The organism is Streptomyces sp. NPDC059816 (genome assembly GCF_042732055.1).
Taxonomy (GTDB): Bacteria; Actinomycetota; Actinomycetes; order Streptomycetales; family Streptomycetaceae; genus Streptomyces.
In genome coordinates, this window is record NZ_JBHWIQ010000015.1 from 127,902 (window position 1) to 140,945 (window position 13,044).

The 13,044-nt window shown below is 73.8% G+C and carries 13 protein-coding genes; 8 read left to right on the forward strand and 5 right to left on the reverse strand.

All coding sequences use genetic code 11. The features are described from left to right. The first annotated feature begins 1 nt into the window (after position 1). Positions 2-1,072 (forward strand): PP2C family protein-serine/threonine phosphatase, encoded by a 1,071-nt coding sequence (locus tag ACFV88_RS20815; RefSeq protein WP_385493147.1) that lies wholly within the window; start codon positions 2-4, stop codon positions 1,070-1,072. Between the two features lie 65 nt (positions 1,073-1,137). Here ACFV88_RS20815 and ACFV88_RS20820 read toward each other — a convergent pair whose 3' ends face one another. Then, the gene (locus ACFV88_RS20820) at positions 1,138-1,998 is read right to left on the reverse strand and encodes a 3-hydroxybutyryl-CoA dehydrogenase (RefSeq protein ID WP_385493242.1); all 861 of its coding nucleotides are present in this window, start codon (positions 1,996-1,998) and stop codon (positions 1,138-1,140) included. 205 nt (positions 1,999-2,203) lie between these two features. On the opposite strand from ACFV88_RS20820, the gene ACFV88_RS20825 reads away from it, so the two are divergent. Further along, positions 2,204-3,463 carry a glycoside hydrolase family 10 protein gene (locus ACFV88_RS20825; protein ID WP_385493148.1) on the forward strand — a complete coding sequence of 420 codons (1,260 nt, stop codon included), beginning with the start codon at positions 2,204-2,206 and terminating at the stop codon, positions 3,461-3,463. On the opposite strand, the gene ACFV88_RS20830 is transcribed toward ACFV88_RS20825, so the two are convergent. Together ACFV88_RS20830 and ACFV88_RS20835 are read right to left on the reverse strand one after the other, a co-directional pair. Further along, positions 3,454-3,666: a DUF1918 domain-containing protein gene (locus tag ACFV88_RS20830; RefSeq protein ID WP_385493149.1), complete on the reverse strand. Its 213-nt coding sequence runs from the start codon at positions 3,664-3,666 to the stop codon at positions 3,454-3,456. The two genes, ACFV88_RS20825 and ACFV88_RS20830, sit on opposite strands and share 10 nt — an antisense overlap. A gap of 193 nt (positions 3,667-3,859) precedes the next feature. Then, the gene (locus tag ACFV88_RS20835; RefSeq protein WP_385493150.1) at positions 3,860-4,876 is read right to left on the reverse strand and encodes a DMT family transporter; all 1,017 of its coding nucleotides are present in this window, start codon (positions 4,874-4,876) and stop codon (positions 3,860-3,862) included. Between ACFV88_RS20835 and ACFV88_RS20840 the strand changes: the two genes are divergently transcribed. The 3 genes from ACFV88_RS20840 (at position 4,875) to ACFV88_RS20850 (ending at position 8,581) form a co-directional block, all read left to right on the forward strand. Further along, positions 4,875-6,341 carry a PLP-dependent aminotransferase family protein gene (locus ACFV88_RS20840; RefSeq protein WP_385493151.1) on the forward strand — a complete coding sequence of 489 codons (1,467 nt, stop codon included), beginning with the start codon at positions 4,875-4,877 and terminating at the stop codon, positions 6,339-6,341. The two genes, ACFV88_RS20835 and ACFV88_RS20840, sit on opposite strands and share 2 nt — an antisense overlap. A gap of 168 nt (positions 6,342-6,509) precedes the next feature. Then, positions 6,510-7,091: a histidine phosphatase family protein gene (locus tag ACFV88_RS20845; protein WP_385493152.1), complete on the forward strand. Its 582-nt coding sequence runs from the start codon at positions 6,510-6,512 to the stop codon at positions 7,089-7,091. Positions 7,092-7,261: 170 nt separating this feature from the next. Further along, positions 7,262-8,581, forward strand: a complete 1,320-nt coding sequence (locus ACFV88_RS20850) for a carboxylesterase family protein (RefSeq protein WP_385493153.1) — start codon at positions 7,262-7,264, stop codon at positions 8,579-8,581. 32 nt (positions 8,582-8,613) lie between these two features. Here the strand turns inward: ACFV88_RS20850 and ACFV88_RS20855 are convergent, their stop codons facing one another. Further along, a complete protein-coding gene (locus ACFV88_RS20855; RefSeq protein WP_385493154.1) occupies positions 8,614-9,084 on the reverse strand; it encodes a hemerythrin domain-containing protein in 471 nt (156 codons plus the stop codon). Between the two features lie 272 nt (positions 9,085-9,356). Here ACFV88_RS20855 and ACFV88_RS20860 point away from each other — a divergent pair, with 272 nt between their 5' ends. From ACFV88_RS20860 to ACFV88_RS20870, 3 genes are all read left to right on the forward strand, one after another. Then, on the forward strand, positions 9,357-9,716 hold the full coding sequence (locus ACFV88_RS20860) for a hypothetical protein (protein WP_385493155.1): 360 nt from the start codon (positions 9,357-9,359) through the stop codon (positions 9,714-9,716). A gap of 96 nt (positions 9,717-9,812) precedes the next feature. Continuing rightward, positions 9,813-11,105, forward strand: a complete 1,293-nt coding sequence (locus ACFV88_RS20865; protein ID WP_385493156.1) for a serine hydrolase domain-containing protein — start codon at positions 9,813-9,815, stop codon at positions 11,103-11,105. Positions 11,106-11,462: 357 nt separating this feature from the next. Continuing rightward, positions 11,463-12,533, forward strand: coding sequence for an NAD-dependent epimerase/dehydratase family protein (locus tag ACFV88_RS20870; RefSeq protein WP_385493158.1), 1,071 nt, complete (start codon positions 11,463-11,465; stop codon positions 12,531-12,533). A gap of 66 nt (positions 12,534-12,599) precedes the next feature. Here the strand turns inward: ACFV88_RS20870 and ACFV88_RS20875 are convergent, their stop codons facing one another. Further along, positions 12,600-12,905, reverse strand: a complete 306-nt coding sequence (locus tag ACFV88_RS20875) for a hypothetical protein (RefSeq protein ID WP_385493159.1) — start codon at positions 12,903-12,905, stop codon at positions 12,600-12,602. Positions 12,906-13,044: the final 139 nt, after the last annotated feature.

A 13,044-nucleotide genomic window follows, 5' to 3' on the forward strand; every position in this document is an offset into this window, starting at 1 on the left:
CATGATCCGTAGCAGCGCGGGGGTTCCGCCCTGGGTCCGTTCCTCCGCACGGGTGCTCGGTCTGCCGACCCTCTGGGGTGCGATCGCCGTCACCTACAAGCTCGTCTGCCCCCTGGCCCGGGAGGCGGGCATCGAGGCCCGGCTCGTCAACGGCGCGGTGTTCTTCGCCGTGGGCACCGGGTTCGTCGTCCACGTCCGCACCGTGGTGCGGCGGGAGGTCCAACAGGCCCTGCGGGTCGCCCGCGCCGCACAGAACGCCCTGCTGCGCCCCCTTCCGGCACGGATCGACGGCCTCACCCTCGCCGGTGGACGGCTCTCGGTGGAGCGCGGTGCGTGCGTCGGCGGCGACCTGTACGACGTCCTCGCCACCGAGCACGGAGTGCGGATCGTCATGGGCGACGTACGGGGACACGGCCTGGCCGCCCTGTCGACGGTCGCCGCGGTGCTCGGGAGCTTCCGCGAGGCGGGGCACGACGAGCCCGAACTCGCGGGGGTCGTCCGCCGGTTGGACCGCGCCCTCGCCCGTCACCTGGACGACCGCGCCCGGCTCGACCCCGCACCGGACAGCCCGGTCGCCGAGGAGTTCGTCCGCTTGCTGGTCATGGAGATCGACCCGGCCGGCGAGGTCGTCGCGGTCAACTGCGGCCATCCCTGGCCCTACCGACTGCGTGCCCTCGCCGGTCCGCGGGGGCCCCGGGGACGTGCGTTCCCCGTCACCGAGGTCGATCCGCTGCCACCGCTGGGGCTCTTCCCGCTGCCCGCCGAACTGCCGTTGGTGCGCTGCGGGCGGCTGTTGTCCGGCGAGGCGCTGTTCCTGCACACCGACGGGGCGGCGGACGCCCGGGACCGGCGCGGTCGTTTCTTCCCGCTGGAGGTGGTGCTGCTGGACGCCATCCGTAGCGTCCCGCTCTCCCCGGACGGGGTGGTCCGCGCCGTCTTCGGGCAGTTGACGCGGCACGTCTCGGGGGTGCCCGCCGATGACGTGGCGCTGCTGGTCCTGCGCAACGACCGGGTGGGCGCGGGTACCCGGTCGGGCCCGCCGTCGCCGCGGCCCGCCCACCGGGTCATCTGACCGCACCCGACGGGAGCGTGCTCGTCCTCCCGCCGGCGACGAGCCCGGCGGGAGGCGGCGGCGCGTCAGCCGTAGGGGTAGAACCCGAAGCCGGACTTGCGGCCCAGTCGCCCCGCGTCCACCATCCGCTGGAGCAACGGCGGCGCGGCGTAGAGGGGTTCCTTGTACTCCGCGTACATCGAGTCGGCGACCGAGGCCACCGTGTCCAGGCCGATCAGGTCCGCGAGCTTGAGCGGCCCCATCGGATGGGCGCAGCCCAGCTCCATGCCGTTGTCGATGTCCTCGCGGCTGGCGATGCCCGACTCGAACATCCGGATCGCGGACAGCAGGTACGGGATCAGGAGCGCGTTCACCACGAAGCCGGAGCGGTCCTGCGCCCGGATGGCGTGCTTGCCCAGCGCCTTCTCGACCATCAGCTGGGCGCGGCTGATGGTGGCCTCGGAGGTGGTGAGCGCCGGGATCAGCTCGACGAGCGCCTGCACGGGCGCCGGGTTGAAGAAGTGGATGCCGATGACCTGGTCGGGGCGCGAGGTGGCGACCGCGAGCCGCACCAGCGGGATCGAGGACGTGTTGGAGGCGAGGATCGCGTCCGGGCGGGTCACCACCTGGTCCAGCACCTGGAAGATCTCGGTCTTGACCTGCTCGTTCTCGACGACGGCCTCGATCACCAGATCGCGGTCGGCGAAGGCGCCGAGGTCCGTGGTGAAGGTGAGCCGCGCCTCGGTGGCGGTGCGCTCCTCCTGGCTGATCTTCCCGCGTTCGACGGCCTTGGCCAGGGAGCCGTGGAGCCGGGTGCGGCCGAGCTCGAGCGCCTCACCGGTCGTCTCGGCGACCTTGACGTCCAGGCCGGCGCGGGCGAAGACCTCGGCGATGCCCGCGCCCATCTGGCCGCAGCCCACCACTCCGACGCGGGTGATGTCGGTCAGCGTGTCCGTCACTTGGTCCCTTTCGTGAACTTCGTCCAGACAGGACCCTTATGGCCCAGGTGCCTGCCTTCCCCCGCACGGTACTCCGGATCCTCCCGGGACCGGGGCGCCGGGTCGGGCATGCTGGTCGGACGGGGCCGCGGTCGGCACCGGTCGCCGGGCGAAGGTCGCCGCGCGCGTGGGCAGCCCACGGAAGGGCGGATGCATGGGGTTCGTGAGCCGTAGGGCGTTCACGGTGGGCACGATGACGGCGTTGACCGGGCTCGCGGTGGCCGGCGACGCGGCGGCGGGCCCCGAGGTGCCCGCGCCCGTGCCACGGGAGGGCCCCGAGACCCGGGGCATGTGGCTCGCCAGCGTCACCAACCGGGACTGGCCCTCCGCGGCGGGGCTCACGGCAGCGGAGCAGCGCGCCGAGCTGACCGACTTCCTGGACGTCGCCGTGGAGCGGCGACTCACGGCCGTGATCCTCCAGGTCCGCCCCACCGCCGACGCCCTGTGGCCGTCACCGCACGAGCCGTGGTCGCAGTACCTCACCGGTACCCAGGGGCGCGACCCCGGCTGGGACCCCCTGGGCACCGCCGTCGAGGAGGCCCACCGCCGGGGACTGGAACTGCACGCCTGGTTCAACCCGTACCGCGTGGCCTTCCACACCGACCCGACCCGGCTCGCCGCCGGGCATCCCGCGCGCCGACACCCCGACTGGGTGGTGCCGTACGGCGGCAAGCTCTACTACAACCCGGGCCTGCCCGAGGTGCGGGCCTTCGTCCGGGAGGCGATGCTCGACGCCGCCCGCCGCTACCCGATCGACGCGATGCACTGGGACGACTACTTCTACCCGTACCCGGTCGCGGGGGAGGAGTTCGACGACGACGCCGCGTTCGCGGAGCACGGCGACGGCTTCGACTCCCGGGCCGACTGGCGCAGGCACAACGTCGACCTGCTGGTCCGGGAGACCGCCCAGCGGCTGCGCGAGGTGCGGCCGGGCACCCGGCTGGGGGTCAGCCCCTTCGGGGTGTGGCGCAACGCCGCGACGGACCCGCGCGGCTCGGACACCCGCGCCGGGGTGCAGACCTACGACGACCTGTACGCGGACACCCGCACCTGGGTGCGCAAGGGTTGGATCGACTACCTGTGCCCGCAGCTGTACTGGAACATCGGCTTCGAGCCCGCCGACTACGCCGAGCTGATCGGCTGGTGGGCCCGGGTCGCCGAGGGCACGGACGTGGACCTCTACATCGGCGAGGCCCTGTACAAGGCGGGCGACCCGAAGCAGCCCGCCGCCTGGCAGGACCCCGCCGAACTCTCCCGCCACCTCGCACTCGCCCGGGAGCACCCGCGCGTCGACGGACACGTCTTCTTCTCCGGCCGTGAGGTCCGCGACGATCCGTTCGGCGCCATGGCCCGGGTGGTCGCGGACCACTACCGGACCCGGGTGCGGGGCCGACGGCGTCCGGCTCAGCGGTAGCCGTCGTCCGTCCGCCGGTGCGTCTCGTGCCGGACCACGCAGTCCGGCCCGGGGGACTTGACCGACTCGTGCCCGTTGTCGTAGCGGACGCGGTACGGCGGGCCGCCCGCGTCGCCCATCACCTCGACGATCTCCGCGACCCTGTCCTGCTGACCCACGGTCCTGCCGTGCACCACCAGGTGGTCGCCCTTGGTTGCCCGCATCACGGTGCCCTCCTCGTACCGCCCGGGGAGCGTCGTACCCGGTGGGGCCCGTGCACCGCCCGGTCGGGCGGCCCGGACGGGCGCCGGGGCCGACGATCCGTGCCGTGTTCGTCAGTCTACGACCGGCCGCGTCCACGGGTACGCGCGTACGGGTCGCCGCCCCTCGTCCCGGTCGCCGCCCCGGGGCCGCGGCTCAGGCCCGGGCGCGTTGGGTGACCGCGATGCACACCAGGACCGCGACCGCGGTGAGCGGCGCGGTCCAGCCGAGGGGCTCGCCGAGCAGCAGCACCGACCAGCCCAGGGTCAGCAGTGGCTGGGCGAGCTGGAGCTGACTGGCGCGCGGAACGCCGATCGCCGCCATGCCCCGGTACCAGACCACCAGTCCCAGGAACTGGGAACCCACGGCCACCCACAGCAGTCCGGCCACGCCCCGCCCGGTCAGCTCCACCGACTCGTGTCCCAGGGCGATCAGGGCACCCGGCACCGTCAGCGGCAGGCACATCACCAGGGCCCAGGCGATGACCTGCCAGCCCGGGATGACCCGGGCCAACCGGCCGCCCTCGGTGTAGCCGGCGGCGCAGACCAGCAGGGCACCGAAGAGGTACAGATCGGCGGTGGTGAGGGCGCCGCCGCTGCGGGTGACGGTGAACGCGAGCACCGCGGCGGCACCGGCCCCGGCGGCACCCCAGAACGCGGGGGAGGGGCGGCTGCCCGTGCGCACGGCCGCGAAGCCCGCCGTGGTCAGCGGGAGCAATCCGACGACGACGGCCGCGTGCGCGGTACTGGCGGTCCGCAGCGCGAGGGTGGTGAGCAGGGGGAAGCCGAGCACCGTGCCCGCTGCGACGACCGCCAGGCCCGGCCAGTACCGCCGGTCCGGTACCGGCACCCGTAGTGCGAGCAGGCAGCCGCCCGCGATCAGGGCGGCCAGTGCGCTGCGGACCGTCACCAGGGACCAGGGGCCGAAGCCCTCCAGCCCCCAGGCGGTGGCGGGGAAGGTGAGGGAGAAGGCGAGGACACCGAGGGCTGCCAGCACGGTGCCCCCGCGCCGGGACGCCCCCGCGCCGCCGTCCCGCGCTCCATCCGGATCCGTGTGTACGGGCGCACCGGCGGACGCATGGGCGCAGGTGCCGGCGGGCGGAGGGGCAGAGGCCGAGGAGCGCCCGGCGACCGCTATCGACTCATCGACGGTAGCGCTATCGTTGTCTCTCATGAATGAGCGTAGCAGTGTCGATGAGCTGGTCGATCTCCTGCGAGCGGAAGTGAAGCGCTACTCGTTCGACGAGAAGCTGCCGTCGAGTCGTGCGATGGTCGAGCGCTACCGGGTCAGCCCCGTCACCGTGTCGCGGGCCCTCGCCCGACTCGCGACGGAAGGGTGGGTGGTCACCCGCCCCGGCGCCGGTGCCTTCCGCGCCGGCGGCCCGGCCGCCCCGGTCGCCCCCGCCGGGGACACCTCCTGGCAGGAGGTCGCACTCAGCGCCGACGCCACCGCCGACCCGGTGCCCCGCTCGGTGGACGCCTCCGGGGTCCTCGTCACGCTCGCCGCACCGCCGGCCGGGGTCATCGAGTTCAACGGCGGCTATCTGCACCCCTCCCTCCAGCCGGAACGTGCCATGGCCGGGGCGCTGGCCCGCGCCGGACGCCGCCCCGGGGCGTGGACCCGCCCGCCCGTGGAAGGGTTGCCGGAACTGCGCGACTGGTTCGCGCGGGAGATCGGCGGCGCGACGACTGCGGCCGAGGTCCTCGTCACCTCCGGCGGGCAGTCCGCGCTCACCACCGCCCTGCGCGCCCTGGCCCCGCCCGGTGCCCCCGTCCTCGTGGAGTCGCCCACCTACCCCGGGATGCTGGCCATCGCCCGCGCCGCCGGGCTGCGCCCGGTCCCCGTCCCCCTCGATGCGGACGGGGTGCGGCCCGAACTGCTCGCCGACGCGTTCCGGGCCACCGGGGCCCGGGTGTTCGTCTGCCAACCCCTGTTCCAGAACCCGACCGGGGCCGTGCTGTCCGCCGCCCGCCGCCCCGAGGTGCTGCGCATCGCGCGCCGGGCGGGCGCCTTCGTGATCGAGGACGACTTCGTGCGTCGCCTCGCCCACCAGGACCACGGCCCGCTGCCCCGACCGCTCGCCGCCGACGACGCCGACGGCGTGGTCGTCCATGTGGACTCGCTCACCAAGTCCACCTCGCCCAGCTTCCGGATCGGGGCACTCGCCGCCCGGGGACCCGTACTGGAACGACTGCGGGCCATCCAGGTCGTGGACACCTTCTTCGTCCCGCGCCCCCTCCAGGAAGCCGCGCTGGAACTCGTCGGATCGCCGGCCTGGCCCCGCCATCTGAAGGCCGTTTCCGAGGCGTTGCGGGTGCGGCGGGAACGGATGCGGCTGGCCCTGGAGTGCTCGCCGGCGGTGACGGGGGGCGCCCCACCGCCGCAGGTGGCGCTCGGGGGGTACCAGATGTGGCTGCGGCTGCCCGACGGCACCGACGAGGCCGCCCTGACCGCTGCGGCGCTGCGCCGCGGGGTGGCCGTGGCGCCCGGCCGACCCTACTTCTGCGCCGAGCCCCCGGCGCCGCACCTGCGACTGAGCTACGCCGGGGTCGCCGGCCCCGACGAGATCGCCGAGGGCGCCCGCCGGTTGGGCGCCGCGCGGGAGGACGTGGCACGCGACGGCGCCCCGCACGGCTGAGCGGCGCCCCGGCGGACTCCACGGGCGGGCGGTGGTGGCCGTGGATGCCCGCCGGGTGGCGGGTGGGTGCTTCGGGCGGTCGGCGGGAAGCTGCGGGAGCCCGAGGGTGCGGAAGATTACCTTCCGTGAAGTCTTGACCTTGGCCTTGCGGGACTCCACGATCACCGCATGCAGGTTCGGGTCACGCTCATCGCCGCCGCCCGCAGCTCTCCGCTGCTCGCGGAACGCTTCGACGAGGACCGGCCGCTCGACGAGGCCGGCTGGCAGGACGTACGGCTCGCCGCCCCTGCGCTCGTTGCGTTCGGGGCCGCCGAACTGCGCTACTGCTCACCGACTCCGCGCAGCCGTTCCACCGGTACCGCACTCGGGTTCGCCCCGCTCGTCCAACCCGCCCTCAGCGACTGCGACATGGGCCGGTGGCGCGGGTGCACCCTGGCCGAGGTGGCCGGGCGGGAACCCGGGGCGTTCGACGCGTGGCTGCGCGATCCGCGCTCCGCCCCGCACGGCGGCGAGTCCCTGCTGACCTTCATCACCCGGGTCGGGCACTGGCTCGACACCCGCCCCGCCGATGCCGGAGTGTGCATCGTCGCCGTCGCCGAACCCGCCGTCGTGCGCGCTGCCCTGGTGTACGCGCTCCAGGTGCACCCCAGCACCTACTGGAGCATCGACGCACGCCCCCTGTCGGCGGTGACCCTGGCGGGCGGCGCCGGCCGGTGGAGCCTGCGGCTGGGCGACGGCACCGCCCCGTAGCCCTCAACTCCTCTCGCGCGGCCTCGACCTCGGGGTCCGGTGCCGGTACCGACTGGTCGGCGTGGGTGAGCGGTCCCGCCCCGATCATCAGGAACGAACTTGCGACGCGTCTTCCGAACGGCGTACGGTCCCGGCATCGCAAGGTGACGTGCGAGGGAGGGGAGGTCCTCGTGACGGTGGTGACGGCTCCCGCCGGGACGTGGCGGGGCGAGCGGCAGGACGAGGGTTGGACCTTCCGGGGCCTGCGGTACGCCCGCGCCGACCGGTTCGCCCCACCGGAACCCGTACCCCCGCACGAGACGACGGTCGACGCGACCCGGTCCGGCCCCGGTGCCCCGCAGACGCCCTCCCGACTGGCCGCCGTGATGGGCACCCCGGCCCCCGTGCCCCAGTCCGAGGACTGTCTACGGCTCACGATCACCACCCCCGACCCGCAGGGATCGCGGCCGGTGCTCGTCTGGTTGCCCGGCGGCGCCTATCTGACCGGCAGCGGCGAGTGGAACTTCTACGACGGCCGGCGACTCAGCGCCGAGGGCGACCTCGTGGTCGTCACCGTCAGCTACCGGATCGGCGCCCTCGGATACCTGTACGCACCCGGCACCAGCGACGGCAACCTCGGACTCCAGGACCAACTCGCCGCCCTGCGCTGGGTCCAGGAGAACATCGCGGCCTTCGGCGGCGACCCGGACCGGGTCACCCTCGCCGGCCAGTCGGCCGGAGCCCACTCCGTCGCCGCGCTGCTCGGCGTCCCGGACGCCGCGCGTCTCTTCCACCGGGCCGTCCTCCAGAGCGCGCCCCTGGGCATGCCGTTCATCCCGCCGCACGCAGCCGAACGGACCGCCGGGACCTTCCTGGAGCACCTGGGCACCGACCCGCTGGCCGCGTCCGTGGAGCAGGTGCTCACCGCCCAGACCCGCACCGTGATCCAACTCGCCGGCCGGTTCGGCCTGAACACCGCGCCCGCGTTCGGCCCGGTAGCCGACGCCGGGCCGCTGCCCGCCCCGCCCGCCTGGCACCGCGCCCTGGTGCGGCGCGCGGGCCAGGGCCTCGCCGTCCTCCTCGGCACCAACCGCGACGAGATGCGCGCCTTCCACCTGCGGCACCCGCTGTTCACCCGGGTCCGCGCCCTCCCGGTGATCGGCGACGGGCTCGCCGACCGCGCCCAACGGCGGGCGCAGGAGCAGGCGTTCGACGGCCCGAACCGTCAGTTCGCGGATCTGTTGGCCTCGTCCGGCGCGGACACGTACCGCTACGTCTTCGGTCGGCTCGCCCCCGACAACCCGCTGGGCGCCTGTCACTGCGCCGAACTGCCGTTGCTCCTCGGAGACGACGCGGCCTGGCGGGACGCGCCGGTCCTGACGGGGGCCCCGGACGGGAACTTGGCCGCCGCCGGAACCCGGATGCGGTCCCGGTGGTCCGCCTTCGTGCACGACGGTGCGCCCGGCTGGCCCCGGCACACCCCGGGCGCCGGAGCACACCCCCTGCCCTGAGCGCCCGTTCCGCGTCCAGGGCAGGGGGTGCGTCACAGCGGGCCCAGCACCTCCTCGGGCGCGGCTGCCAGCTCCAGGGTTTCGAGCACGGAGAGCAGTTGCCGCTCCTCGTAGCGGAAGTGGTTCTCCATGATGGCGGCGATGCCTTCGAGGTGCTGGTCGAGCTCCTCGGGCGGTGCGGCCCGGTCGACAGCGTCACGCAGGCCGCCCAGCAGATGGGCGATCATCGAGTGATCCTGTTCGAGCGAGCGCAGCACCGGCCGGAGCTCGGGGTGCGCTGCGGCGATGGCGGGGAACAGGGTGCGGTCCTCGCCCCGGTGGTGGCCGTCGAGAGCCGCGCAGAAGCCGTGGCAGTACAACAGCAGTTCCCGGGTGGCCGCCTCGCCGGCAGTGCCGTCGGCAACGGAGTCGCGGGTCACGGCCAGCGCTTCCCGTAGTCGTTCGTGCACCTGGCGGAGTTCTCGGCTCCAGGCGACGAGCCTGGTCGTCTCGCGCTCAGTCACGCGAGAACGAAGGATGCGACGCGGACAACGTCGACCTCCTTGGATCCGGCGCCTCCATGCCTGACACGGTCTGTCATCGGCACGCGACGCTTCCCCCCACACTACCGTGCCCGCTGTCGGTCGAAGTCGCTGTCCCCCGCTCTGTGAGCCGTGTAGCCGCACCACTCCTGTTGCTCCGGCCGCGACCTGAACTCCCTTTCCCCATAGGTAACATGAGCAGATCGAGGGGGAGTGGGGCGGGTGACGGGTCTCCCGCCGCGGAAGGGGAAACGGTGGGGGTACGGTCGGACGGCAGGCGGCGGACGCTGGCCTTCGCCGTTGCGGCAGCGGTGCTGAGCACCGCGGGCTGGGGGGCCACGGAGTTCCTCAACAGCACCGCGCCCGGGACCAGTCCGCCCGAGCCGTACGCCAGCCAGGACCCCACGGGATGCGCGGCCGACCCCGCCGGCCTGTGCGCCCACCCGAGGGAGGCGACCTGCGCCGAGGTGGTCGCCGAGCTGCGCGCACACGACCGGGAACGGGCGACGCGCCGACCGACTCCGGGACTTCTCTCGGCGGAGAGCTACGCGGTCCCCGAGCGGTGTCTCCAACAGGTCGAGGACTACCGGAACGGCTCCCGTCCCCGGCCCTGACCGGCCGGGTTCCGGTGACGGCAGCGCCGCCGTGCGGGGCCGATCGTGCGGGCCTAGCCTGGGAGAGCCTTTGTCCCCGGTCAGCAGGGAGGCCCCATGAGGTTCCCACGCAGGCACTGGCGAGGAGCGTGCATCACCGCGGCGGCGGCCGGCCTGCTGGTCGCGCCGGTTTCCTCGGGCAGCGCCTACGCCGGCGCAGCGGCTCCGGCGTACGCCGCCTCGGACACCCCTTCGCCGCCGCCGACGGTGACCAGCACCGCGTTCCCCGAGCTCGACCCCGCCCTCGCGGCCCGGATCGACTCCGCCGTCCGGAAGGTCATGGACGAGACGAACGTCCCGGGCGTGACCGTCGGACTGTGGGCGTCGGGCAAGGGCAACTACGTCCGGTCGTTCGGCGTCGCCGACAAGTCGACGGGCGAGGCGATGGACCCCGACCTCTACACGAGGATCGGCAGCGAGACCAAGACGTTCACCGTGACCGCCCTCCTCGAACTCGTCGACCAGGGCAAGGTGGGCATCGACGACACGATCGACCGGTACGTCGACGGGGTGCCGAACGGCGACCGGATCACCCTGCGGGACCTCGCCAGCATGCGCAGCGGACTGTTCAACTACTCGATGGACCCGGACTTCTTCAAGGCCCTGACCTCCGATCCACGGCGGCCCTTCACTCCGCAGGAACTGCTCAACTATTCGTTCAAGCACCCGCTCCAGTTCGAGCCGGGCAGCCAGTTCGAGTACTCCAACACCAACCTCATCCTGGTGGGGCTCGTGGTGGAGAAGATGGGCGGCAAGCCCCTGAACGAGTACATCCAGCAACACGTGTTGGACCCCGCGGGGCTGCGCAACACCGTCTTCCCGACGGACGCGGCCTTCCCCAGCCCGCACGCGCAGGGCTACACCGACCAGACGGCCACCGGCAAGGTCGAGAACGCCACGGACTGGGACCCCTCCTGGGGCTGGGCCGCCGGCGCGATGATCTCCAACCTGCACGATCTGCGGATCTGGGCCCCGGTGCTGGCCAACGGAACCCTGCTGACGCCACAGACCCAGGCGGAGCGACTGAAGACCGCTCCGACCACCATCCCGGGCGCCGGATACGGACTCGGCATCTTCAACGTCCAGGGCTGGATCGGCCACAACGGCTCACTGCCCGGGTACGAGTCCCTGACGATCTACCTGCCGGGACCGAAGGCGACCCTGGTGGTGCTGCTCAACACGGACATCCTGCACGACGGACAGGAACCGAGCACCCTGTTCGGCCAGGCGATCACCAGGATCGTCACCCCTGCGCACGTGTTCGACCTCCCCGTGCAGAACCCGCCCTCCTCCTCTCCCTCCGAGTCGTCCTCCCCGTCCGCGGATTCCGCGGCGGCGTCCACCCGGTAGTACCCCACCGCCGCACACGCCCCCCACCGGGCCGCCGTGCAACGTCCCGCCCCATCCGCTCCGCCCCGCGGTGCAGCGGGCACCGCGGGGCGGCCCCGCCACGGGGAGGGCGAATCGGCCATCCACACCGCCGATGGGCTCCGGGCGACGCGGCCCCCGGCCCGTGGACCGACGGTCGCCCCTGGTGGACACCGACGCCAACGAGAGGCGTGGGCGGGGTGTGGCGGGTCCGGTGGCACGGCTCGTGACCCCGGCCGGGCCTGCGAAGATCGGGGGCCGCCCGGGCGGGGAGGGGCACTTCGGCCAACTGCGCGCAGTCGTCTCGACGGTCGTCGGGGGCCGGCACATCATGAAAAGATGCGGTATCTCATATTGGGTGGAACTGCCTTCCTCGGCCGCTCGGTCGCCCGGCACGCACTCGCCGCCGGCCATGACGTCACCTGTCTCGCACGCGGTTCGTCCGGCGCCCCGGTCGCCGGTGCCCGGTTCGTCCGGGTCGACCGCGACGACCCCCACTGTCTGGACGCCGTGGAAGGGGAGTTCGACGCCGCGATGGACGTCTCCCGGCGCCCGAGCCACGTCCGTCACGCGATGCGCTCCCTGGCCGACCGCGTCGGCCACTTCACCTTCGTCTCGACCGGCTCGGTGTACTCGGACAACGAGACGCCCGGTCAGCGCGCGGACACCGCGCCCGTGGTGCCCGCCGCACCACCGGAGGACGACGACCCCGGTATGGACCCCGGCGTCTACGGTCCCTGCAAGGTCGCCTGCGAGCAGCTCGCGCGGGACGGCCTGGGCCCGGACCGGGTGTTCGTGTGCCGGGCCGGACTCGTGGTGGGACCGGACGACCCACTGGGACGGTTCGACTACTGGGTCGCGCGGGCCAGCGCCACGGCCTCGCTGCGCTCCCTGGCCGGCGAACTCTTCGTGGTCCGGGGCGGGGAGATCCTGGTCCCCGGCGCCCCGGACGACCTCGTCCAGTTCGTCGACGTACGCGATCTGGCCGCCTGGATCGTCGAGGCCGGCGAACGCGGGCTGAGCGGCACCTTCGATGGCGTCGGGCCGCCCATGACCTGGCACGCCTTCCTGACCGGGCTGGCCGGCGACGCGGTCACCCTGACCTACGTACCGCAGGAGTTCCTGATCGAACAGCGGGTCCGGCCGTGGGCCGGGCCGCGTTCGCTGCCGATGTGGCTGCCCCTGCCCGAGTGCGCCGGGTTCATGAGCCGGGACGTCACCCCCTCCCTGGAGGCGGGGCTGCGTCCGCGACCACTGGCCCGGACCGCCCGCGACAGCGCCGGGTACGGCGGTGGACTCGAACACCGGGGCACGTACCCGACCGCCCTGACGACGGCCCAGGAGGGCGAGGTGCTCAGGGCCTGGCGCGAGCGGTCCTCCCCGCAACTCGTGTCCGGGGCGGCCGTCTGACGCCCCGACAGGTCCCCGTGGGCACCCCGTCGGAACGGTTCGGGTGCCCACGGGGACCGCGATCCGTCAGCCGCCGGCGATGACGCGGGGCAGGTCCGCCAGGATCGCGGTCAGCTCCCCGGCCGGGACGCCGCCGCCCTGGGCGACCTCGGCGGAGCAGCCGTCCTTGCCGCCGAGGAGCGCCTTGACCAACGCGGCGGCGTTGCGGCCCGTCGCCCGGGCCGGAGCGTTGACGGTCAGCACCAACCCACCGGTGGCGGTGGCGACGGCCACCACACCGGGGCGCGCCAGCGGGAGGCGGTCACGGACCGCGAGCGCGAGGGCGCGCGCCTCGTCGACCGCGCCCTCGACGGTCGTGGTGACCACGAGCACGTCGCCCACCTCGCCCGCCCGCCCGGCCAGGTCGACGGCGCGCGCCGCGGTGGTCTGCGCCTGGGCAGCGGCGCACCGGGGACCACGGTGTGGCCGCGTACGGCGAAGTGGTCGAGGAAGCGGCTGCGGATGTCGGCGG

Coding starts and splice junctions, on each gene's coding strand:
- ACFV88_RS20815 (WP_385493147.1), top strand. CDS start 2: ATGATCCGTAGCAGCGCGGGGGTTCCGCCCTGGGTCCGTTCCTCCGCA.
- ACFV88_RS20825 (WP_385493148.1), top strand. CDS start 2,204: ATGGGGTTCGTGAGCCGTAGGGCGTTCACGGTGGGCACGATGACGGCG.
- ACFV88_RS20830 (WP_385493149.1), bottom strand. CDS start 3,666: ATGCGGGCAACCAAGGGCGACCACCTGGTGGTGCACGGCAGGACCGTG.
- ACFV88_RS20840 (WP_385493151.1), top strand. CDS start 4,875: ATGAATGAGCGTAGCAGTGTCGATGAGCTGGTCGATCTCCTGCGAGCG.
- ACFV88_RS20835 (WP_385493150.1), bottom strand. CDS start 4,876: ATGAGAGACAACGATAGCGCTACCGTCGATGAGTCGATAGCGGTCGCC.
- ACFV88_RS20845 (WP_385493152.1), top strand. CDS start 6,510: ATGCAGGTTCGGGTCACGCTCATCGCCGCCGCCCGCAGCTCTCCGCTG.
- ACFV88_RS20865 (WP_385493156.1), top strand. CDS start 9,813: ATGAGGTTCCCACGCAGGCACTGGCGAGGAGCGTGCATCACCGCGGCG.
- ACFV88_RS20870 (WP_385493158.1), top strand. CDS start 11,463: ATGCGGTATCTCATATTGGGTGGAACTGCCTTCCTCGGCCGCTCGGTC.